The 20,808-nt window shown below is 64.2% G+C and carries 18 protein-coding genes; 7 read left to right on the top strand and 11 right to left on the bottom strand.

What is annotated here, in order from left to right; translation table 11 throughout:
• Nucleotides 1-14: 14 nt before the first annotated feature.
• Nucleotides 15-635: a glutathione S-transferase N-terminal domain-containing protein gene (locus tag AC8GFZ_RS12730; protein WP_506645271.1), complete on the top strand. Its 621-nt coding sequence runs from the start codon at nt 15-17 to the stop codon at nt 633-635.
• Here AC8GFZ_RS12730 and AC8GFZ_RS12725 read toward each other — a convergent pair whose 3' ends face one another.
• The 10 genes from AC8GFZ_RS12725 to AC8GFZ_RS12680 form a co-directional block, all read right to left on the bottom strand.
• Nucleotides 636-1,115 carry a nuclear transport factor 2 family protein gene (locus tag AC8GFZ_RS12725; RefSeq protein WP_506645270.1) on the bottom strand — a complete coding sequence of 160 codons (480 nt, stop codon included), beginning with the start codon at nt 1,113-1,115 and terminating at the stop codon, nt 636-638.
• Nucleotides 1,112-1,888 (bottom strand): SDR family NAD(P)-dependent oxidoreductase, encoded by a 777-nt coding sequence (locus AC8GFZ_RS12720; protein WP_506645269.1) that lies wholly within the window; start codon nt 1,886-1,888, stop codon nt 1,112-1,114. The genes AC8GFZ_RS12725 and AC8GFZ_RS12720 overlap by 4 nt, the downstream gene beginning before the upstream one ends.
• Complete coding sequence (locus tag AC8GFZ_RS12715; RefSeq protein WP_506645268.1) at nt 1,879-2,028, bottom strand: hypothetical protein; 150 nt, start codon at nt 2,026-2,028, stop codon at nt 1,879-1,881. Before AC8GFZ_RS12715 ends, AC8GFZ_RS12720 begins: the two co-directional genes overlap by 10 nt.
• Nucleotides 2,025-2,570 (bottom strand): DUF3833 domain-containing protein, encoded by a 546-nt coding sequence (locus AC8GFZ_RS12710; protein WP_506645267.1) that lies wholly within the window; start codon nt 2,568-2,570, stop codon nt 2,025-2,027. The genes AC8GFZ_RS12715 and AC8GFZ_RS12710 overlap by 4 nt, the downstream gene beginning before the upstream one ends.
• The gene (locus AC8GFZ_RS12705) at nt 2,567-3,910 is read right to left on the bottom strand and encodes an MFS transporter (RefSeq protein WP_506645266.1); all 1,344 of its coding nucleotides are present in this window, start codon (nt 3,908-3,910) and stop codon (nt 2,567-2,569) included. The genes AC8GFZ_RS12710 and AC8GFZ_RS12705 overlap by 4 nt, the downstream gene beginning before the upstream one ends.
• Nucleotides 3,907-4,542, bottom strand: coding sequence for a chalcone isomerase family protein (locus AC8GFZ_RS12700; RefSeq protein WP_506645265.1), 636 nt, complete (start codon nt 4,540-4,542; stop codon nt 3,907-3,909). Before AC8GFZ_RS12700 ends, AC8GFZ_RS12705 begins: the two co-directional genes overlap by 4 nt.
• Nucleotides 4,539-5,762, bottom strand: a complete 1,224-nt coding sequence (locus AC8GFZ_RS12695) for a class I SAM-dependent methyltransferase (RefSeq protein WP_506645264.1) — start codon at nt 5,760-5,762, stop codon at nt 4,539-4,541. Before AC8GFZ_RS12695 ends, AC8GFZ_RS12700 begins: the two co-directional genes overlap by 4 nt.
• 14 nt (nt 5,763-5,776) lie before the next feature.
• Nucleotides 5,777-6,571 carry a DUF1365 domain-containing protein gene (locus AC8GFZ_RS12690; protein WP_506645263.1) on the bottom strand — a complete coding sequence of 265 codons (795 nt, stop codon included), beginning with the start codon at nt 6,569-6,571 and terminating at the stop codon, nt 5,777-5,779.
• Nucleotides 6,568-7,866 (bottom strand): NAD(P)/FAD-dependent oxidoreductase, encoded by a 1,299-nt coding sequence (locus AC8GFZ_RS12685; RefSeq protein ID WP_506645262.1) that lies wholly within the window; start codon nt 7,864-7,866, stop codon nt 6,568-6,570. Before AC8GFZ_RS12685 ends, AC8GFZ_RS12690 begins: the two co-directional genes overlap by 4 nt.
• Nucleotides 7,867-7,933: 67 nt before the next feature.
• On the bottom strand, nt 7,934-8,596 hold the full coding sequence (locus AC8GFZ_RS12680) for a glutathione peroxidase (protein ID WP_506645261.1): 663 nt from the start codon (nt 8,594-8,596) through the stop codon (nt 7,934-7,936).
• A 203-nt stretch (nt 8,597-8,799) separates the two neighbouring features.
• On the opposite strand from AC8GFZ_RS12680, the gene AC8GFZ_RS12675 reads away from it, so the two are divergent.
• Nucleotides 8,800-9,765, top strand: coding sequence for a MerR family transcriptional regulator (locus AC8GFZ_RS12675; RefSeq protein WP_506645260.1), 966 nt, complete (start codon nt 8,800-8,802; stop codon nt 9,763-9,765).
• Between the two features lie 182 nt (nt 9,766-9,947).
• The gene (gene rfaE2 / locus AC8GFZ_RS12670; protein ID WP_506645259.1) at nt 9,948-10,439 is read left to right on the top strand and encodes a D-glycero-beta-D-manno-heptose 1-phosphate adenylyltransferase; all 492 of its coding nucleotides are present in this window, start codon (nt 9,948-9,950) and stop codon (nt 10,437-10,439) included.
• 7 nt (nt 10,440-10,446) lie between these two features.
• Here rfaE2 and glnE read toward each other — a convergent pair whose 3' ends face one another.
• On the bottom strand, nt 10,447-13,209 hold the full coding sequence (gene glnE / locus AC8GFZ_RS12665; RefSeq protein ID WP_506645258.1) for a bifunctional [glutamate--ammonia ligase]-adenylyl-L-tyrosine phosphorylase/[glutamate--ammonia-ligase] adenylyltransferase: 2,763 nt from the start codon (nt 13,207-13,209) through the stop codon (nt 10,447-10,449).
• 33 nt (nt 13,210-13,242) lie between these two features.
• Between glnE and AC8GFZ_RS12660 the strand changes: the two genes are divergently transcribed.
• From AC8GFZ_RS12660 to AC8GFZ_RS12645, 4 genes are read left to right on the top strand one after another with little or no spacing between them, the layout of a single operon-like run.
• Nucleotides 13,243-17,310: a YhdP family protein gene (locus tag AC8GFZ_RS12660; RefSeq protein ID WP_506645257.1), complete on the top strand. Its 4,068-nt coding sequence runs from the start codon at nt 13,243-13,245 to the stop codon at nt 17,308-17,310.
• Nucleotides 17,307-18,125, top strand: a complete 819-nt coding sequence (locus AC8GFZ_RS12655; RefSeq protein ID WP_506645256.1) for a carbon-nitrogen hydrolase family protein — start codon at nt 17,307-17,309, stop codon at nt 18,123-18,125. Before AC8GFZ_RS12660 ends, AC8GFZ_RS12655 begins: the two co-directional genes overlap by 4 nt.
• Entirely contained in the window at nt 18,122-20,167 is a 2,046-nt protein-coding gene (locus AC8GFZ_RS12650; RefSeq protein WP_506645255.1) for a two-component system sensor histidine kinase NtrB, read from the top strand. The genes AC8GFZ_RS12655 and AC8GFZ_RS12650 overlap by 4 nt, the downstream gene beginning before the upstream one ends.
• A gap of 2 nt (nt 20,168-20,169) precedes the next feature.
• Nucleotides 20,170-20,808 carry a response regulator transcription factor gene (locus tag AC8GFZ_RS12645; protein WP_506645254.1) on the top strand — a complete coding sequence of 213 codons (639 nt, stop codon included), beginning with the start codon at nt 20,170-20,172 and terminating at the stop codon, nt 20,806-20,808.

The following is a 20,808-nucleotide window of genomic DNA, read 5'->3' as shown; positions in this document are numbered from 1 at the left end:
TTTGACCGCTCAGCATGAAACTCATTGGTGCCATCACCAGCCCTTACGTTCGCAAAGTGCGCATCGTGATGGCCGAAAAAAAACTCGACTATCAATTGGTTCTAGAAGACGTGTGGTCGGCGCAGACCGCGATCAGCCTGTCCAACCCTTTGGGCAAAGTGCCTTGCTTGATCATGGAAGGTGGCGAGGCCTTGTTTGACTCGCGGGTCATCGTCGAATACCTGGACACCTTGTCGCCGGTGGGCAAGCTCATCGCCACCTCTGGGCGCGAGCGCGCAGAAATCAAAACCTGGGAGGCTTTGGCCGATGGCTTGCTCGATGCGGCCATCTTGGCCCGTTTGGAAAACACCTGGCCTGGGCGCGAAGAAGGCCAACGCAGCCCCGCCTGGGTGGCGCGGCAAATGGACAAAATCCATTTGTCCTTGAGTGCCATGGCCCGCGGCTTGGGCGAGCGCAGTTTTTGCTCGGGCACGCATTTCAGCCTGGCCGATATTGCCGTGGGTTGTGCCCTGGGCTACTTGGACTTTCGCTTTGCCCACATCGATTGGCGCAGCGATCACCCGTCCTTGGATAAGCTGCTCGAGCGCTTGAGCCAGCGCAGCAGCTTCAGCGACACCGCACCCGCCCCCACTTGATCAGCGTGCCGGTGCGTTCACGCGCCGCTTGAGCCAGCGCATCAAGCCGCCCAACAGCGGCAGTTTTTCATACAACTCTTCGGCCACGTCCCAGTAGTCGCGGTGGCGCTGGATGCGCCAGCGCCCATCGGTGCCGGGCGCGAGCCACAAATGCGAGGCACCGCGCACCGTGATCTCGCTGCTTTGGCCGCGGATGCCAAACACAAAGTCCCAGGTCAAAAAGCATTGGTGGCCTTGCACCACCCGGGCGGTCACGATGAAGCGTGGCTGGTTCAAGCTGTCGTACATGTGCTGAAAAATACCGCGCACCGCGTCCACGCCTTGGACCTCGTTGAACGGGTCTTTGAACCACGCATCAACGCTGTACACATCGCCCATGCGGGTCAAGTGCGCGGGTGTCATCTCAGCAAAAAAGCGCTCAATGTCTGCCAGGTCCGTGGCCGGCACGTCATCTGCCATTGGGGTGGTGGGCGTGCTCATGGGCGAGGGCGGGTCATGCGGGCCACCAGCGGGAAGTACCACGCATACGGCAAGATGCGCATCAGCTTCATCCAGCGGGTGAAGCGCTTGGGAAAGTGGATTTCAAAGTCGCCGCTCTGCCAGCCTTGCAACATGCATTGGGCGGCGTCGGCGGGTTGCATCAGGGCCGGCATGTGGAAGTCGTTTTGCGCCGTCAGCGGGGTTTGCACAAAGCCGGGGTTGACCACGCTGACCCCCAAGCCCGCCGGGTGCAGGTCGAAGTACAAGGCCTCGGCCAAATGGGTGAGGGCGGCTTTGGTCGGCCCATAGGCCAGGCTTTTGGGCAGGCCCCTGTAGCCGGCCACGCTCGACACCAGGCTCACATGCCCGTGCCCTTGCGCCAACAAGCGCGGCAGTAAAACGTCGAGCACGCGCAGCGCGCCGGTGTAGTTCACATCTTGGTGGCGCAGCATGTCGGGCAGATCAAAGGCGGTGGCCTCGTGGGCTTGGTAGTGGCCGGCGCAATACACCACCCAATCCAGGCCTTTTTCACCCCAGGCGGCGCTGGCGGCTTGGGCCACGCTATCGGCATCGGTCACATCCATCGCCAGGGCGCGCGCGCCGGGGTGTTGGGCCACAAACCCGTCCAGGGCCGCGGCTTTGCGCGCCGACACACACACGCTGGCCCCAGCCTGGTGCAAGGCCTGGGCACAGGCCAGGCCTATGCCGCTGGAGGCGCCAATCAACCACACCCGTTGACCGCGCCAAGATGCCAACGTGGGGTTCAAAGCCATGTGCGCTCCATGGCGATGTCCATGCCGCAAAGCTTGATGCAGTTGTCGATACCGCTACCGCACACATGGGTGCTGATGCGGCCCATGCCGAAGGGGCAGGCGCCAGCCACTGCATCTATGCGACGTGGGGCAGGCGTCATGCCCCGCCTCGTTTGGTGAACGACAGGGTGACATCGCCCAGGTGAACGCCCCATTTGCTCATGCGCGCTTTGTTCAGCATCACGCGCTCGTCCATCAGGTACATCCAATCGTCGAACTGCACCTCCCACACCCGGCCATCGACCGGCAAGGCCAGGGTGTAGCCCCATTGAAACGCATTGCCTTGGGTTTGGCCCTGGGCTTCGCCGATCACGTCGTCGGCGCGACCGCTGTAGCGCCCCTGGCCCAAATGGCGCAAGCGCCAGACGCGCCTTTGGCGGGTGCCGTCGCTGTAAATGAATTGCTCGTCGAGCACGCCTTCCTCGCCACTCCAGCGGCAGTCCATCACCACCGTGAAGCGCTTGACCACTTTGCCGTTGCGATCGGTGAAGATGCCCCAGGCATCGACCATGCCGTTGAAATACTGGCGCAGGTCCAGGCGCGGCAACTCTTGGGCCAGCTCTTCGATGCGCGGGCCCGCACAACCGGCCAAAGTGGCAACAGCGGCAACCGGGGCAGCCAGCAACAGGGAGCGACGCTTCATGGGGGGGTCTCCAAGGGGGGTGGTGGGGTCAATGCGTGCCGGTGCAGCCACAGGCACAGCGCGGCTGCGGCTTTGAGCAGGCAAGGAATTAGGCCATAAGCGCAGCTGAGCGTCCAGAGCCCGGTGGCATCGTGTTGCCCTGGTGTGTAGCCCCACCACTGCAAGGCGGGCAAGGTGAGTCCGGCGGCCAAGGCCAGGTTGAGTTTGGTGGCGACCTGCCACCAGCCCCAGTAAAGGCCTTGGTGAGTTTGCGCCTGACCCAAACGCTGCACCACGCCGGTGAGCAAAGCGCCGGGGGCGATCACATCTGCACCCAAGGCCAAGCCCGACAACACACACACCCAGCCAAAGGCCAGGGTGTCGCCAGCCCCCAAGGCCAAGGTCCAGATGAACACCGCCATGGCCAGCCCCATGCCCAGCAGCCAGCACCGCACCAAGCCCAGGTGCTGCACAGCGCGCAACCAAAGTGGCATGGACACGGCGGCGGCGCAAAAGTACAAGGCCAAAAAAATGCCCTCTTGCCCGGGTGCCGCTTGCAAACGGTCTTGCACAAAAAACAGCACCAAGGTGGCGGGGATGGCGCTGGCAATGCCATTGAGCACAAACACCGCCAGCAAACCGCGAAACAGCGCATGCTGCAAAGGTGCACCCATGCCGCCTTGGTCCCCCGTGCGCGGTGCGAGCGCGGATGCACTGGCATTTGCAGTGAAAACTGCGTGAGCGTGTGTTGTTGGTGTTGGTGCATGGTGCCAAGCCCACAGCGCCATTGCCAAGGCCAGCACAAACACCACCACCATGGCCCCCACGCCAGCCGTGGCACTCAACACGCTGGCGCAGATCACCCCCCACAGGCCCAGGCCTTCGCGCCAGCCCACCAAGCGGCTGCGTTGCGCTTCATTGCCACCGAGCCGCGCCCCCCAGGATTGGTGGGCCAAACTCAAGGTGCTCAGGCCCAGGCAGCAAGCCACCAAAGCCAGGCTGGCCACACCCATCAAGCCCCCCGGCGAAGCGGGCACGGGCAAGACCCCGTGCGGAAAAAACAGCAGCACCAAGCCCACGCTCAACAACACGCTGCACGCGCGTGCCCAGGCCAACACCCGGGTGCTGGCTTGGGCAAACCAGCCGTCGGTACAGCGCCCCAACCAGGGGTCGATGAAGGCGTCGCCCAAGCGCGCGGCCAGCAGCAAAGCGCCGATCCACGACAGCGGCAGGGCGTAGGTGTTGGCATAGTGGTGTGGCAGTACCACGTACAAAGGCAGGGCGACAAAGGCCAGGGGGAAACCCATCGCGCCCAAGCGCGCCAGATCGGCGTGGCCCAATGGCCAAGGCGCGGTCGTCACGGTTTGGCCAGGCCCAGCAATTGCTGGCGCATTTCGGGCGCAGAGGTTGACGGGTCGAGCCAAATGCCCATGAAAACCCGGGCCAACAAGGTGTCTGAAGAGCTGCCCAGTGCGCGCAATTCGGCACCTTCATGCCACATTTGCAGGCCTTTGGCGGGGTCGTAGACGCCGACCAGTCGCTCGCCTTCGCGCACATCGGTCAGCAGGGTTTGCAACTGCGCCAGCCAGGTCGCTGCAGCAGCTTCGGGCATCGACGGGTGGCGGCGCATCTCCTCGATGCTGCGCTGGGCAATCGCTGGCCCTGGCAGGGCGCGTTGGTAGCGCAGCGACAGCACCACCGGTTGCTGCGCCCACGCTTGCGCGGGGTCGCCCTTGCCTGGTGCCACCCACAGCTGGGCCTGGTACACCGAAAAACCAAAGTAGCGAAAGTTCGCTTGGCCCAGCAACTGGGGTGTGCCCAACCAGCGCGTCAGCCCTGCGGACAAAGCCGCACTGGGGGTCAGCCCGCTGTCTGCACTGGTGACGGAGGGGCGTGGTCCTGATGGGCTGGGCGGGCCCGCTTGCACGGGTGCAAGTGCACACCCAGCGGCGCACAGGGCGGTCAAGGCCAAGGCTCGGCGCCGCCCGTTCATGGCTTGAGCAAGGTGTACTGCACCACGTCGGTGTTGGCTTCCATGAAGGCGGCTTCGCAATACGCCAAATAAAACTGCCAAATGCGCACAAAGCGCTCGTCAAAGCCCAAAGCCAGCACCTGCGGCTTGACCTGCATGAAGCGCTCACGCCACAGGCGCAAGGTGTGGGCATAGTCCACACCAAACGCAAACTCGTCGACCACGCGCAGTCCCGCAGCTTGGGCCTGTTGGCGAAACGCGCTGGGCGACGGCAAGCAGCCACCAGGAAAGATGTACTGCTGGATGAAGTCGGTGCCGCGCACATAGCGATCAAAGTAGGTGTCGGCGATCACAATGCTTTGGATGCAAGCGCGGCCGCCGGGTTTGAGCAAACGCGCCACGGTCTCAAAATAAGTGGGCCAGTAGGCTTGGCCCACCGCCTCGATCATCTCGATCGAGCAAATGGCATCGAAGGGGGCATCGCTGATGTCGCGGTAGTCTTGCAAGCGAAACTGCGCCTGCGCCCCCAAGCCCTGATCGTTCAAGCGCTTTTGGGCATGTGCGAGTTGCTGATCGCTCAGCGTCACGCCAGTGAAGTCCACGCCCCATTCGCGGGTGGACATTTCAGCCAGTGCCCCCCAGCCGCAGCCAATTTCGAGCAGGCGCTGGTTGTGTCCCGGCGTGAGGTTGACCATGCGCAGCGCCCGGCGCACTTTGGCGTCTTGCGCTTGGGCCATGGGCAGCATCGGGTTGCCATCGAACCAGGCCGACGAGTAGTTCATGGTCTCGTCCAACCACAGGCTGTAGAAGGCATTGCCCAGGTCGTAATGGGCATGGATGTTTTTGCGGCTGTTGGTGCGTGTGTTGCGGTTGAGCCAATGGCGCAAGCGGTGCGCCAACTGGCCCCACCAGCGGCCGTAAATCACGGCCTCCAGCGCGTTGCGGTTGGCAATGAACACGCGCAACAGGGCGCACAAATCGGGGGTTTCCCATTCGCCCGCGATGAACGACTCGGCAAAGCCAATGTCGCCGCTGCGCATGGCGGCGGCAAACACGCCCCAGTCGTGTACCACCAGGCTGGCGCTGGGGTGTTCGCTGTGGCCGTACACCGACTCGCTGCCATCGGGCAGGCGCAGGTGCAAGCGGCCATGTTGGAGTTTTTGCAGTAAGGGCAACACCCGGCGTGCAGCCAAGGGCATGTCGGTGGGCAGGCGGTGCTGCGGCGCGGTGGAGGTGTTCATCGTTTCAGCTCAGCTCAACGGGTGACAAATTCAGAGGGGCGATGCGGTTTGGGCACATACGGGATGCGCTGCCACCACAGTTTCAAGGCCTGCCAGTGGATGCGGGTGATCACGCCCCAGGTCATCAAGGGGTAGCGCCACACGGCGCGCCGAAGGCTGTGCGCGCTCACCGGCACCAAGTCCCCGCTGACGCTGGTTTGCAGCAGCGGGCCTAAAGCGTCGTCGTGGTCGATGCGCACCACCGTGCGTTCGCCCTCATCGCGCTGGGTGCGCATGAAGCGAAAACGGTAAACGCCTTCGATGTGGCAAAACGGCGACACATGGAACACCTTGGACGCGGTTTGCTCCACCCCCCAAAGGGGCGTGGGCAACAAATAACAATGGCGCTCGCCAAAGGTGTTGTTCACCTCCACCACGATGGCGCGCAGGCTGTGGTCTTGGCGGTGGCAATACCAAAAACTCACAGGTTTGAAGGCATAGCCCAGAACCCGGGGGTAGCAGTGCAGCCAGACCTCGCCATCGGCGTCGTCGATGCCTTCGCGCGCCAGCAATTCGAGCACCCAGGCCAAAGACCCGCCTTCAGCGGCGCTGCGGCCGTCGCCGTGGTCGGCGTCGTGAAAGCTCAGCGCGGCGCGCCGGTTCAGCGCCAAAGCCCCGCCGCCATGGGCTTGCAGATGGCGCATGGGCAGCATCAAAAAATAAGTGGGGTAGGCAAAGGCATGGGCTTGGGGCTTCAAGCGCGCATGGCGCACCTGGCCAAACCCCAGCAAGGGCCCGATCGGCGCGCGGGGCATCCAGGCGTGGCTCATGAACGGGGCCCGGCCATGCCCGCGCTCAAGATGCCGCGCGCGGCGGCTTGACCGGCGCGCAAGCCATCTTCGTGAAAGCCATAACCCAGCCATGCACCGGCATACCAGGTGCGTTGTTGGCCTTGCAAGGCCGCCATGTGGCGCTGCGCCGCGATGGCGGCCAGGTCGAACACGGGGTGGTCGTATGCGTAGCGGCCCAGCACGCAGGCCGGGTCGATCTCGCGCAAGGGGTTGAGCGAGACGATCACCGCTTGGTCAAACGGCAAGGGCTGCAATTGGTTGATCCAGTAGTGCAAGCACACCTGTTGCTGTTCGCGCGCGGTCTCGGTGCTGCGCTCATAGTTCCAGGCCGCCCAGGCCAATTTGCGCTGGGGCATCACCGAGGCATCGGTGTGCAACACCGCTTCATTGGGCTGGCTGCGAATGGCCGCCAAGGTGCTGGCTTCTTCCAAGCTGGGTTGGGCCAGCAAGGCCAGGGCTTGGTCGGCATGGCAGGCCAGCACCACATGGTCAAAGGCTTCGGGGCCAGCGTCGGTGAACACCCTCACGCCTGCCGCAGTGCGCTCGATGCGCCGCACCGGTGTGCGCAAGCGTTTGTCGTCGATGCGCTCGGTGATGCGCGACACATACTGGCGCGCCCCGCCGCGCACGGTGTGCCAGCGCGGTCGGTTGTTGACCTGGATCAGGCCATGGTTGTGGCAAAAGCGGATCAAGGTGGCCACCGGAAAGCGCAGCATTTGATCGGTGGGGCAGCTCCAAATGCTGCCCAACATCGGAAGCAAATACCAGTCGCGAAACACCGGGCCAAACTGGTGCGCGGCCAAAAAATCTTCCAAGGGCTGTTGCAACTCGGCATCTTTGCCTTGCTCGGCCAGGCCGCTGGCCAGGGTGTTGAAGCGCAGCACATCGCGCAACATGGCCCAAAAGCGCGGGCGCAGCAAGTTGCTGCGCTGGGCAAACACGGTGTTGAGGGTGGCCCCGTTCCATTCCAAGCCGGGCGACCCATCGGGGCGCGGCACTTGCACCGAAAACGACATGTCCGACGCTGCGCTGGGCACGCCCAAATCGGCCAGCAAGGCGATCAGCCCCGGGTAGGTGCGCTCGTTGAACACCAAAAACCCGGTGTCCACGCCGTGGGTGGTCGGCTGGCCGCCGCTGGGCAAGGTCACGTCCACGGTGTGGGTGTGGCCGCCAAAGTAGTCTCCCGCCTCAAACAGGCTGATCTGGGCATGGCCATGCAAGGCGTGGGCAGCACCCAGGCCGGCAATGCCAGAACCAACAATGGCAATTTTCATTCGGTGTTCAAAAAGAAGGGTCAATGGGGCACATGGGCCCGCAGTGTATGTATTTTGGCGAAAAGTGTCAGGGCAGCTTGACGCTCAGCTGCTTTTCCACTTCGGCGACAAAGCTTTTGTCTTGGGGGCCGGTCATGCTGCTGAAGGCGACCGCATGGGTGCCATCGCGGGCAATCACATATTTATAAAAGTTCCAGCGCGGGCGGGTGCCGGTCAGCTCGGCGAGTTGCTTGAACAAAGGCACGGCTTGGTTGCCGGTGACGCTGGTTTTGCTGAACATGGGGAACTTGACCCCAAAGGTGTTTTCGCAAAAGTCGGCGATTTTTTGGTTCGAGTCCGGTTCTTGGGAAAAGTCGTTGGAGGGAAAGCCCAGCACCACCAAGCCGCGCCCTTTGTAGCGGGCGTACAAATCTTCCAAGCCCTTGTACTGCGGGGTGAAGCCGCAAAAACTGGCGGTGTTGACCACCACCACCACCTGGCCGGTGTATTGGCACAGGGATTGGGGTTTTTCGTCTTGCAGCCGATCGTGGGTGTGGCGCAGCAGGCGTGGGCAGGCGGCGCCTGCGGGTCCGCTGGCGCTGGCTTGGGTCGGGGCCGCGACGCTGGCTGGGCCCGTGGTTTGGGCCACCGCCGCCCCCAGTCCAGTCCAAAAGCCTGCCGCGCACAGCCACAGGGCCAAGCCGACCTGGGCCAGGGTGGGGTGCGTGGGGCAGCTTGGGTGCAGTTTCATGGGTCGGTCCAATGCGGTGGGTGGCGCTTGCGGGGGTGGCGGGTCTGTCGAGCGGATTCAGGGCCATCGCCCTGAAACGGCATCCTGATTCAGGCGTATCCCTGGGCTTGATTTTTGGCCTCAGATGGGCGATGATCGCCCAAACAGGCCAAATTGTCTAGGACAGTTTGGCTAATCCAAGGCCCCCACAAGGACATTGCTGCATGAATTTTCGCGCCCAACATGAGCCCTTGACCATGTCCATTGCCGGTGTGGAGCGTGACACGGGGCTGGCCAAGGACACCTTGCGCGTGTGGGAGCGCCGGTATGGTTTTCCGCAACCGGGGCGCGATGCCTTTGGCGAGCGTGCCTATACCTTGTCAGATGTAGAAAAACTGCGCGTCATCAAAAGACTGCTCGACCAAGGCCACCGCCCCGGGCGCATCGTGGCTTTGCCGATTGAAGAGTTGCAGCGCTTGAGCCAGGGCATGTCGGGCGAGCGCGTGCACTGGGTGGCTCAAACGGACGAGGGCGAGGCCGAGGTCGATTTGCGCGACTTCATGCAAATGATCAAAGAACACCGGGCCGAGGACTTGCGCCGGGCCTTCAGCCAAGCCGCCATCACCTTGGGACTGACGCGGTTTGTCACCGAAGTGGTGGCCCCGCTGAATGTGATGGTGGGGGAAGCCTGGTTGCGCGGTGCGCTCGAGGTGTTTGAGGAGCACCTCTACACCGAGTCGGTCACCACCGTCATTCGCCATGCCATTGGCAGCGTGCCCGAGCAAGGCCTGCACAGCACCCCCAAGGTGTTGCTCACCACCTTTCCCCAAGAGTCCCATGCCGTGGGCTTGTTGATGGCCCAAAGCATCATGGCCATCGAGGGCTGCCGCTGCGTGTCTTTGGGCATTCAAACGCCGCTGCGCGACATTGTCTTGGCGGCGCAAGCGCACCAAGTGGATGTGGTGGCGTTGAGTTGCAGCATCAACATGAACCCCAACCAAGTGGTCGACGGCTTGCAAGAGTTGCGCAGCATGTTGCCAGCCCATGTGACGATTTGGGCGGGCGGCAGTTCACCCGCTTTGCGCCGGCGCGAAATACCCGGCATGGTGCCCTTGACCCAGCTTGGCGACATCGCGCAAGAGGTGCGCAAATGGCGCGCCGCCCATGCGCCCAAAGCCCCGCAGCGCTGAACCCCGTTGCGCCCGTCTTCCCCGGGCCAGCGTTGGCCGCTCGCCAGCACTAGGCGCTCTCTAGCCCTGTGGCATCTCCGCTGTGACACCACGGGGCGTTTAGGCAGCCAAGCGCCCGCTGCCTAACAATGCTTTCGCCGCGATGGGTGCCACATGGGCAACGCATCCCTAGAATCAGCGCCATGGATGAACCCGATTTTTTGGCCAAATGCGTGGCCCCAGCCCAGGCCTCTTTGGCGGTTGAAGCCTTGCGCGTGCGCGGGCCGGTGGTGTTCACCAATGGGGTGTTTGATGTGCTGCACCGAGGCCATGTGACGTACTTGGCCCAGGCGCGCCGCTTGGGGGGCAGCTTGGTGGTGGCGCTCAACACCGATGCCTCGGCCCGGCGCTTGGGCAAGGGTGATGATCGCCCCTTGAACCGCGAGGCCGACCGGATTTGTTTGATCGCCGCGCTGGCCTCGGTGGACCTCGTCACTTGGTTCGACGAAGACACACCGCTGCAACTGATTGAAGGCCTGCGCCCGGATGTGCTGGTCAAAGGGGGCGATTACGACATGGCCACTTTGCCCGAGACCCAGGCCATGGCCCGCTGGGGCGGCACGGCCTTGGCCATCCCTTTTGTGTCGGGTTTTTCGACCACGGCGTTGGTGCAGAAAATTCGCCAAAACCGCTGATGCCGATTCAGGGCGAAGCCGCGGGCTGGGTCCCCAAAGTGCATTCCCACAGACGCGCAATGGCCAGGCTTTCGGTGGCCACGGTCTCGGGTGGAACCTGGGTCGGGGCTTCGTCCAAGCGGGCGCGGTGTTGTAAGCGGCGCAAGCTGCGGTAAGCGCGGGCCGCGGTTTGGCCCACGCCAGTGGGCAGCAAGCCCACCGCTTCGGCGAGTTGCAGCAAGGCGATGTTGCCCACATTGGCGCGCAAGCCGGGGTGGGCTTGGCCATGGCCCAGCACCAAAAACTGCACCGCAAACTCCGCGTCCACCATGCCACCGGGGCCATGCTTGACGTCAAACAGCCCCGCCTGTGGCGGCCTGGCCTGGCGCAGCTTCTCGCGCATGGCACCAATCTCTTGGGCCAAGGCGGCGAGGTCGCGCGGGGCGCAAATGACTTGCTCGCGCACCGCATCAAAGCGCGCTTGAAAGTCGGCCTGACCGACGCAAAAACGCGCCCGTGTCATCGCCTGGTGCTCCCAGGTCCAAGCGGTGTTGCTGCCACGCTGGGCTTGGTAGTTGGCAAACGACTCGAAGTCGCTCACCAACAGGCCGGAGTTGCCGTTGGGTCGCAGCGCGGTGTCAATTTCATACAAATCGCCTTCGGCGGTTTTGACGGTCAGCCAGTGGATGATTTTGCGCACGTACTGGGCATAGATTTCACCGGCCTGCTCATGCGCGTCGTCGTACACAAACACAATGTCCAAATCGCTGCCATAGCCCAGCTCTTTGCCGCCCAACTTGCCGTAGGCCAAGATGGCAAACGCGGGCGCTTCGCGGTGGCGTTGTTTCAGGCGCTGCCATACCCATTGCGCGGTCACCCGCAAGATCACATCGGCCAACGCGCTCAAGTCGTCGGCGACTTGCTCCACCCCCAAGCGGCCCTCCACGTCGCGCGCCAGGATGCGAAAGGTCTCAGCATGGTGGGCGCGGCGCAGCAAGTTGAGCAGGCTTTCCTCGTCGTCTTGACCCACGCCGGCCAAAGCCTGCTGGCGCTCGTTGAGGTTGCGCTGCATCTCGGCGGGGTCAAAGCGCTCCATCAGCAAGGCCGGGCTGGCCAACTCGTCAATCACCCCGGGGTGTTGCAGCAAATAGCGCGCGGTCCAACGCGCGGCACCCAGCAAGCGCAGCAGTTGTTGGTGCACTTGGGGGCGTTCAAGCAGCAGCGCCAAATAGCTTTCGCGGCGCAGCAAGGGCTCGATCCAATCGCACCAGCGCAGCGCAGCGGTTTCGCTGATGCTGCCCTCTTGGGTCCACTGGTGGGTGCGTTTGATCAGCTTGACCAAACGCTGGCGCCCGTCCTCGCGCAAGGCCCGCACCCGCGGGTGGTCGGGCCATTCGCGCACCCGCTCAGCCAAGGCGGGCGGCAGCAAGGGGGCCAAGGCCTCCAGGTCCAGCGCTTGGTCCATGTCGCTGGCCGCGCGGGTGGCCGCATCGCTGCTCTTGGCCACCGGCGTTGCGGGGGCGCCGTCTTGCCCGAGCAGGCGCTCAAATTCGCCCGCCACCACCGCGCGGTGGCGCGACAACGCGGCTTGCAGTGCGGCCACATCGGCCAGATCCAAGCTGTGCGCCAGCCACAGCAGGTCGGCCGCATCGGTGGGCAGCACATGGGTTTGTTGGTCGTCCAGGTATTGGATGCGGTGCTCCACCCGGCGCAAAAACACATAGGCCTGGGCCAGCGCTTGGGCGGTGGGCTCGGGCATCAGTTGGGCGCGGGCCAGGCGCTGCAAGGCGTTCAGGGTGGGCCGGGTGCGCAGCTCCGGGAATTGCCCGCCACGCACAACTTGTAACAGCTGCACCGTGAACTCAATTTCGCGGATGCCGCCGCGCCCGAGCTTGACGTCGTTGGCCCGCTCCGGGCGGCCCGCGCTGTGGCGCGCCGCTTGGTCGCGGATTTGCCGGTGCAAGCCGCGCAGGGCTTCAAACACGCTGTAGTCCAAGTAGCGCCGATACACAAAGGGCTGCACCGTGTCGCGCAGGGCATGTGCTTGTTGCATGTGGCAGCGCGGCGCCACCACCCGGCTTTTGAGCCAGGCAAAGCGCTCCCACTCGCGGCCTTGGACCAAAAAATACTCTTCCAGCGCCAACAGCGAGATCACCGCCGGCCCCGACATGCCGTTGGGGCGCAGGGCCAAGTCCATGCGAAACACAAATCCATGGGCTTGGGTGTCGCCGATCAAGGTGTAGATCAGCTTGACCGCCTTGCTGAAGTAGCCCTGGTGGTCGATCTGGCCGCGCCCATCGTCACGCCCGGTGGTTTCACCGTCTTCTTCGTACACATAAATCAAGTCGATGTCGCTGGAGACGTTGAGCTCGCGCGCGCCCAACTTACCCATGCCGACGATCCAAAACGGGCAGCGCGTGCCGTCGGCTTTGAGCGGCGCGCCATGCAATTCATCCAGTTGTTGAAACGCCATTTGGCAGGCCACGTCCAGGGTGAATTCGGCCAACTCGGTCATGGCCCGCGTGACCACGGACAAGTCGGCGCCTTGTTCGGTGTCGAGCACCACCAGCCGCTCGAGCACACATTGGCGCAGGCAGCGCAGGGCATCGGGCACGTCCAGGCCAGCCTGCTCGCGCAGCCGTGCATAGGCCACGGCCATGCTGTCCGCCACCGGCGCGCCGGGGGGCAGGTGCGCCAGCCAATCGCCATAGCGGCGGCGCAAGCGTTGCACCAATCGGCTGTGCGCAGCCAGCGCTTTCAAGGGGGTTGCAGGGGGCAAGGGCTCGCTCATGGTGGGGCTGGGGTGGTGGCAGGGGATAATTAGATGGACTTACACGTGCCCATGACCCAGACCTCGCCTGCCACCCCACTTTCCCATCCTGGGCTGCGCATGCTGGCACGCTTGGCGCGGGGACTGGTTTGGACGCTGGTGTGGGCCGGCGTGGCCTTGTTGCTGGTGTGGGGTTGCATCCATGCGGTCATTGTGCCCCGCATTGGTGATTTTCGGCCTTGGATCGAGCGCCAGGTGGTGCAAAAAATGGGCGTCAACCTGCGCATGGGCGAGCTCAGCGCCCATTCCGAGGGCTGGATACCGACTTTTGAAATCCAAGACCTGCAGGTCTTGGACAGCGCCAACCCACAAGACCCGCCCAGCTTGCGCGTGGCCCGTTTGGTCATGCGTTTATCGCTGCGCTCGCTCACCAGCTTGTCGTTTGACCAAGTGCACCTGGAGGGCTTGGAGGTGGAGGTGGGGCGCGATGCCCAAGGCCAGTGGCTTTTGGCTGGGCAAACGCTGGGCGGCGCTGACAACAGCGATGCCCTGGATTGGTTTTTTTCGCAGTCCGAATTTCTCGTCAGCCAAGGCCGGGTGCGTTGGCGCGACGACACCCGCCCTGGCCCCGAGCCGGTTTGGTTGGAAAACGTCACCGCCGTGGTGCGCAACCACCTGAACCAACACGATCTGCGTCTCGACGCCACGCCACCGGCGGGCTGGGGCGAGCGGCTCAGCCTGCGCGGGCAGTTTCGCCAACCCTTGCTCAGCTTGCACAACGGGCGCTGGCAAGAGTGGTCGGGGCAAATCTATGTGAAAGCCCCGCGCTTGGACGCCGCGTGGTTGCGCACCCCCTCTCAGCTGGGCGCCGACGCCGACCCCTGGCTCAAAGGGGCGGGCGCGGTCGAGGCCTGGGTGGACGTGGTGGCGCCCCTGCAAATCAGCGGCATCACCGCCGACCTGGCCTTTGACCGTGCTGAATTCCAGTGGGGTGCTGGCTTGACCCCCTTGGACTTGCGTGACTTGCGCGGCCGCGTCGGCTATGAGCGCACAGCCAACGGCCATGCGGTGTTCAGCGACGACCTGCAATTTGCCACCGCCGAGGGCGAGCCATGGCCCGGCGGCGCCGTGCGCTTGGGCTGGCGTGGCGAACAACCCGGGGACGGACCGATGGAGGTCAGTGCCGACCGCTTGGACCTGAGTGCCCTCACCCGCATCGGTCAACGCCTGCCCCTGCCGGCGGCCTTGCGCGAGGCCTTGAGCGCGCACCAGCCGCAGGGCCGACTCGAGGGCCTCAAGGCCCAATGGCAAGACCATGTGGGCGGCGCCCGCTACAGCGCCAAAGGGCAGTGGCGCCAAGCCCAGATCAAGCCGGCCTTGCTTGCTGGCGCGTGGTCGCTGCCGGGTTTGCAAGGGGCGGACCTGGACTTTGACTTCGACCAAACCAAGGGCCGCATCCAATTGGCCATGAAGTCGGGCGCGATCGAAGGGGCCTTGGGCCTGAGCGAGCCCCGCCTGGTGGTGGACAAGGCACAGGCCGATGTGGAGTGGCAGCGCAATGGTGACGCCTTGAGCGTGAAATTCAAAGATGCCCAGCTGAGCAATGCCGATGCTGCGGTCGAGGCCAGTGGCAGCTGGAGCAGCGCCAAAGGCGATCAGCCTGGGCCAGGGGTGCTCGACCTCAAGGGAAAAATTGTCCGCATCGAGGCACGCCAACTGCACCGTTATTTGCCCACGGCCATCGATGCCGGTGTGCGCGATTACCTGCGCAATGCTTTGCTGCGCGGCCAAGGCCTGCAAGCTGCGGTGCGCATCAAGGGTGACTTGCGCCAGTTCCCGTTTCGCCAACCGCAACAAGGCGAGTTCTCCATCCAAGGCCAGCTCAAAGACGTGGGCTTTGCCTATGTGCCCTCACCCGTGCCCAACCCCAGCGCCGCGCGGGCAAGCCCAGCGCCTGTGGAGTGGCCCGCGTTGAGCGTGACCTCGGGCGAGTTGGTGCTGAACCGCACCAGTTTCCAGATCAAAAACGCCAAGGCCCGCATGCCCTCGGTGCCCAATTTGGCGTGGCAAAACATCCAAGCCCAGATCCCTGACATGGGCGCGGCCCCGCAGGTCGAGCTCAGTGCCGATGGCCGCGCCCCTTTGGGCGAATGGCTGCAAGTGGTGACCCGCACACCGCTGGGTGCCTTGACCGGGCAGGTTTTTGACAGCGCCCAAGGCAGCGGCCTGGCCGACCTGCGCTTGGCCTTCACCCTGCCTTTGGCCGCGCCCGAGCGGGTGCGGGTGCAAGGGCGCATGGTGCTGCCCGGCAACGACTTGCAGTGGTCGAGTTGGACCCCGGCCATGTCGCGCTTGCGCGCAACGCTGCAATTCACCGAAACCAGCCTGAGCGTGACCGACGCCCAAGCCCGTGTGTGGGGCGGCGACACACGCTTGGACCTGCGCTACAACACCCGCGCAGCGGTGGACGATTCGCCCTTGAGCTTGCAGGTGCAAGGGGCCATTACCGCCGAGGGCATGCGCGCGGCGCGCGACTTGCCTGGCTTGGCGCGCCTGGCCCCCTTCTTACGCGGGCGCAGCAACTACAGCTTCAACCTGGGTTTGCGCCAAGGCCAACCCGAGTGGCAACTCACCAGCAGTTTGCAAGGCCTGGAGATCGCATTGCCCGCGCCCTTGGCCAAAAGCGCCGAGGCCACCTGGCCCTTGCGGGTGGAGCAACGGGTGACGCGCGATGGCCGGCGCGACAGCCTGCAAGCCAGTTTGGGCAGCGCTTTGAATGTGCGCTATGAGCGCGACACCACGGCCGCCACGCCACGCGTGCTGCGCGGGGCCATCGCCCTGGGGCAAGGGGCCAGCGAGGCCTTGCCCTGGCCTGACCAAGGGGTGCTGGTCAAACTGAGTTGGCCCAACATCGACCTGGACCGTTGGCAAGCGGTGATGGAAAGCGACGCCCTGGGCGGTTTGGGCAGCCCCAGCGCGGCCGATGGCATGGACGCGTACCTGCCCAACGCTGCGGTGGTGCAGGCCCAAAAGGTCACCTGGGATCGGCGCGAATTGAACCAACTGCACATCGGCGGCACGCGCCAAGGCCCGTTGTGGCGGGCCAACTTGCACGCCCAAGAGCTCGAGGGCTACTTGGAATACCGCCCAGTGGTGGCCAACACACCGGCGCGCTTGTATGTGCGCTTGGCGCGATTGGATGTGCCACCCAGCGCCGTCAGCGACATTGAAAACCTGATGTTCGAGCAACCCAAAAGCCTGCCGGCCTTGGACATCGTGGTCAACGAGTTGCAACTGCGTGGCAAAAAATTGGGCCGCGCCGAGGTCGAGGCGGTCAATGTCCCCACCGGTCCACGCGCGATTGGCGAGTGGCGGCTCAACCGGCTCAACCTCACGGTGCCTGAAGCGCAGCTGAGCGCGACCGGCAATTGGCTGGCTTTACCGGGCCAAACCCGCCGCCGCACCCAGCTGAAATTCACCTTGGACATTGGCGACGCGGGTGAGTTTTTGGCCCGCATGGGCACACCCGGCGCGGTGCGCGGTGGCAAGGGCCGCATGGAAGGCCAGGTGGGTTGGCAGGGCTCGCCCTTGACCATCGACTACCCCAGCATGGTGGGTCAGTTCAATGTCAACATCGAGCGCGGTCAATTCCTCAAGTCCGACCCTGGTGCGGCGCGCTTGCTCGGCGTGCTCAGCTTGCAATCGCTGCCGCGGCGCTTGACGCTGGACTTCCGCGACCTGTTCAGCGAAGGCTTTGCCTTTGACTTCTTTCGCGGCGATGTGCAAATTGAACAAGGCGTGGCCACCACCAACAACTTGCAAATGAAGGGCGTGGCCGCTGCGGTCCTCATGGAAGGTCGCGCCGACATCCAACACGAAACCCAGGACATCAAGGTGGTGGTGGTGCCCGAGATCAATGCCGGTACCGCCTCCTTGGTCTATGGGGTGATCAACCCCTTGGCCGGTTTGACCAGCTTTCTCGCCCAATTGCTGTTGCGCCAGCCCTTGATCGATGTCAACACCCGAACCTTCCGCGTGGACGGCAGCTGGGCCGATCCGCGCGTGACCCCCTTCACCGCCACAGACAGCGATGCCAAAACCCCCAGGACGGGCAAGCCATGAAGGTGGCGGCGATCCAAATGGTTTCGGGCACCGAGCGCGATGCCAATTTGGCCCACGCCCGCCAGGCGCTGGCCCAGGCCGCCGAGCAAGGGGCCGAGCTGGCCGTGTTGCCCGAGTATTTTTGCCTGCTGGGCCAGCGCGACACCGACAAGCTGGCCATCCAAGAGGCCTATGGCCACGGCCCGATTCAAAGCATGCTGGCCCAAGCGGCGCGCGAGCTGGGTTTGTGGGTGGTGGGCGGCACCCTGCCCCTGTCGGTCAGCGGCCAGCCTGAGCGGGTGCGCAACAGTTGCCTGGTGTTCAACCCGTCGGGCGCATGTGTGGCGCGCTACGACAAGATGCATTTGTTTGGCTTTGACAATGGCCAAGAACGCTACGACGAATCGCGTGTGCTCCAAGCTGGCGACACCCCCACCTGGTTTGACCTGAGCGCACGCGACGGCCAAGTTTGGCGCGTGGGCTTGAGCGTGTGCTATGACCTGCGCTTTCCGGAGTTGTACCGCCAATTGAGCCAGGCCGGGGCCCATGTGCTGCTGGTGCCCAGTGCCTTCACCCACACCACCGGACAGGCCCACTGGGAGGTGTTGCTGCGCGCCCGGGCCGTGGAAAACCTGTGCTGGGTGGTGGCCAGTGCCCAAGGCGGCGAGCATGCCAATGGCCGCCGCACCTGGGGCCACAGCCTGTGCGTCAACCCCTGGGGCGAGGTGGTGGCGCACCAAGCCACCGACGCCGGTGTGGTGCTGGCCGATCTCGACATGGCCACCCTCGAGCGTTGGCGCAGCCAATTGCCCGCCTTGGGCCACCGTTTGTTGTGAACCGCTGGCGCTGGCTTGCTGCCGTCGAAGCACGCCGCTGGGTGCTGTGGGGTGTGTTGCTGTTGCTCGTGGTGGTGTTGCTGACCGCCTTGGCCTGGTTGGCGCTGCGCTACGAAAAAGCCCAAATGCAAGATCAACTCGAGCGCGACACGGTGGACGCCGTGGGCGACGTGCGTGCCGCAATGCAGCGCAATGTGCAAACCCTGCAAGCCCTGCAACCCGAGGCGCAAAGCCCAGCGGTCTGGGTGGCACCGGCCGAAGAGGTACTGCGCAACCACCGCGAGTGGGTGCGTTTGGAATGGCGCGGCCCGGCCTTGCAACTGCGGGTGGGGGTGGACAGCGTCTACCGCACCCCGGTGTTTGCCCGCTTGGGGCGCGACAACGCGCTGGCCGACGTTGAGCAAGCCTGCGCTTTGGCCCGGCGCACCAGCGCGGCTGCGTATGCACCCAGCACCTTTGTGTCGGTGCAAGACGGCCAAGGTTTGGAGGTGATGGAGCTGTGCTTGCCAGTGTACGAAGGCGGTCGCTTGAGCGGTTTTTTGGTGGCCAGCTACGCCCTGGTGGAGATGCTCGAGGCCATGGTCCGGCGCGAGCACACCCGCGCCCAAGAGGTGTCGTTTGTTGAACTTGACGGCACCCGTTTGGCCTTGCGCGGGGGCATACATCGGGGCCCGCGCTTGTTCAGCGCCCAGCAAACCATTGACTTGCCGGGCTATGTCTTGGTGCTGCGTTTGGACAGCTGGCGCGCCTCGCCCAATTGGTTGCCCAATTTGCTCACCGCCTTGGTGCTGGGCTTGTCACTGGCTTTGGTGACGGTGTTGGCCTTGTTGGCGCGCGACATGCGCCGGCGCCAACGCGCCGAGCGCGACCTGGCCGACGCTTTGGCCTTTCGCAAAGCCATGGAGGACTCGCTGGTCACAGGTTTGCGCGCGCGTGACCTGCAAGGGCGCATCACCTATGTCAACCCAGCGTTTTGTGAGATGGTGGGCTTTGAGGCCGAGGAGTTGCTCGGCCAAGGCATTCCCGCACCCTATTGGCCGCCCGAGAAGGTGGATGAATACGGAAAACGCCAGGCCTGGCGCTTGGCCGGCAACACGCCGCCGCGCGAAGGCACGGAGTCGGAATTTCAGCGCAAAAACGGCGAGCGTTTCCCGGTGCTGATTTTTGAGGCCCCGCTGATCAATGCCAGCGGCAGCCAAACCGGTTGGATGAGTGCGGTGCTCGACATCAGCGCCCAACGCGCCAGTGAAGAGTTGAGCCGCGCCACCCTGGACCGCTTGCAGGCCACCGCCCGTTTGGCCACCGTGGGCGAAATGGCTTCGCTGCTGAGCCACGAGCTGAACCAACCCTTGGCCGCCATCGCCAGCTATGCCAGCGGCAGCCAAAACCTGTTGCAAGCCGATGCGTCCATGACCGCCACCATGGGCCAGCAGCTCGGCCAGGCTTTGGAGCACATCGCCGACCAAGCGCGCCGCGCGGGTTTGGTCATCAAAAGCGTGCACAACTTTGTGCGCCGCCGCGACCATGCGCGCGAGGCGGTGGCCGCCCACAGCTTGGTGGACAGCATCTTGCCTTTGGTCACGCTGCAAGCGCGCAAAACCGGTGTGCGCTTGCACGTCGACTGCCCCAGCGACTTGCCCGCTGTGTGGTGCGACCGCACCATGGTCGAGCAGGTCTTGCTCAATTTGGCGCGCAACGGCATGCAAGCCATGCAAGACCTGCCCACCGGGCGGGTGCGCGATTTGCGCATCGTGGTGTGCCCCAGCACCGACCCCGGCGAGGGCTTGGTGTTCTCCATCGCCGACGGTGGTTTGGGCATCAGCGCCGAGGTGTCATCCCAGTTGTTCACCCCGTTTTTCACCACCAAGGCCGAGGGCATGGGCTTGGGCCTGAGCCTGTGCCGCACCGTGGTGGAGCAACACGGTGCCCGCTTGCAACACCGCGCCTTGGCCAGCGGTGGCACCGAGTTTTATTTCAGCCTGGCCCTGGCGCCCCAAGACCCGGCACACAGCCCGGCCGTGCCCGCCCTGCCACAATCTTGACCATGCAACCGGTTCAAGAAGCCCTGGTCTATGTGGTCGACGACGATGAAAGCGTGCGCCAGGCGCTGGCTTGGCTGCTGCGCTCGCGCGGTTTGCAAACCCAGTGCTTTGACAGTGCCGAGGGCCTGATCGAGCACCTGGGGCTGGACCATGTGCCCCAGTTGCCGCGCCAAGCTTGCTGTCTGTTGCTCGATGTGCGCATGCCCGGCATCAGTGGCTTGGCCCTGTTTGATCGCCTGATCGACAAAGGCTGCTTGCCCGCTTTGCCGGTGATTTTTTTGACCGGTCATGCCGATGTGCCCACGGCGGTCGATGCCGTCAAGCGCGGTGCGTTCGACTTTTGCGAAAAACCCTTTTCGGACAACTCGCTGGTGGACCGGGTTGAGCAAGCCTTGCAGCGCTCGGCGCAACAGCTGCACAGCCAGCAGCGCCAGCAAAGCCTGACCCAGCTGATCGAGGGTTTGACCGAGCGCGAGCGCGAGGTCATGCAGTGCGTGGTCGAGGGCCTGCCCAACAAACTCATCGCCGACCAGTTGCACATCAGTGTGCGCACGGTCGAGGTGCACCGCGCCCGGGTGTTCGAAAAAATGGCCGTGCGCTCGGCTGTCGAACTCTCCAACCGAGTGCGCGCTGCGCCGTGA

Source organism: Limnohabitans rimovensis (SeqCode), from assembly GCF_965234775.1.
Lineage (GTDB): Bacteria > Pseudomonadota > Gammaproteobacteria > Burkholderiales > Burkholderiaceae_C > Limnohabitans > Limnohabitans rimovensis.
This window is presented reverse-complemented; position numbering and strand designations above follow the sequence as displayed.

What these genes read in the sequence shown, in the direction of transcription:
- AC8GFZ_RS12730 (WP_506645271.1), top strand. Translation starts at nt 15, where the DNA reads ATGAAACTCATTGGTGCCATCACCAGCCCTTACGTTCGCAAAGTGCGC.
- AC8GFZ_RS12725 (WP_506645270.1), bottom strand. Translation starts at nt 1,115, where the DNA reads ATGAGCACGCCCACCACCCCAATGGCAGATGACGTGCCGGCCACGGAC.
- AC8GFZ_RS12720 (WP_506645269.1), bottom strand. Translation starts at nt 1,888, where the DNA reads ATGGCTTTGAACCCCACGTTGGCATCTTGGCGCGGTCAACGGGTGTGG.
- AC8GFZ_RS12715 (WP_506645268.1), bottom strand. Translation starts at nt 2,028, where the DNA reads ATGACGCCTGCCCCACGTCGCATAGATGCAGTGGCTGGCGCCTGCCCC.
- AC8GFZ_RS12710 (WP_506645267.1), bottom strand. Translation starts at nt 2,570, where the DNA reads ATGAAGCGTCGCTCCCTGTTGCTGGCTGCCCCGGTTGCCGCTGTTGCC.
- AC8GFZ_RS12700 (WP_506645265.1), bottom strand. Translation starts at nt 4,542, where the DNA reads ATGAACGGGCGGCGCCGAGCCTTGGCCTTGACCGCCCTGTGCGCCGCT.
- AC8GFZ_RS12695 (WP_506645264.1), bottom strand. Translation starts at nt 5,762, where the DNA reads ATGAACACCTCCACCGCGCCGCAGCACCGCCTGCCCACCGACATGCCC.
- AC8GFZ_RS12690 (WP_506645263.1), bottom strand. Translation starts at nt 6,571, where the DNA reads ATGAGCCACGCCTGGATGCCCCGCGCGCCGATCGGGCCCTTGCTGGGG.
- AC8GFZ_RS12685 (WP_506645262.1), bottom strand. Translation starts at nt 7,866, where the DNA reads ATGAAAATTGCCATTGTTGGTTCTGGCATTGCCGGCCTGGGTGCTGCC.
- AC8GFZ_RS12680 (WP_506645261.1), bottom strand. Translation starts at nt 8,596, where the DNA reads ATGAAACTGCACCCAAGCTGCCCCACGCACCCCACCCTGGCCCAGGTC.
- AC8GFZ_RS12675 (WP_506645260.1), top strand. Translation starts at nt 8,800, where the DNA reads ATGAATTTTCGCGCCCAACATGAGCCCTTGACCATGTCCATTGCCGGT.
- rfaE2 (WP_506645259.1), top strand. Translation starts at nt 9,948, where the DNA reads ATGGATGAACCCGATTTTTTGGCCAAATGCGTGGCCCCAGCCCAGGCC.
- glnE (WP_506645258.1), bottom strand. Translation starts at nt 13,209, where the DNA reads ATGAGCGAGCCCTTGCCCCCTGCAACCCCCTTGAAAGCGCTGGCTGCG.
- AC8GFZ_RS12660 (WP_506645257.1), top strand. Translation starts at nt 13,243, where the DNA reads ATGGACTTACACGTGCCCATGACCCAGACCTCGCCTGCCACCCCACTT.
- AC8GFZ_RS12655 (WP_506645256.1), top strand. Translation starts at nt 17,307, where the DNA reads ATGAAGGTGGCGGCGATCCAAATGGTTTCGGGCACCGAGCGCGATGCC.
- AC8GFZ_RS12645 (WP_506645254.1), top strand. Translation starts at nt 20,170, where the DNA reads ATGCAACCGGTTCAAGAAGCCCTGGTCTATGTGGTCGACGACGATGAA.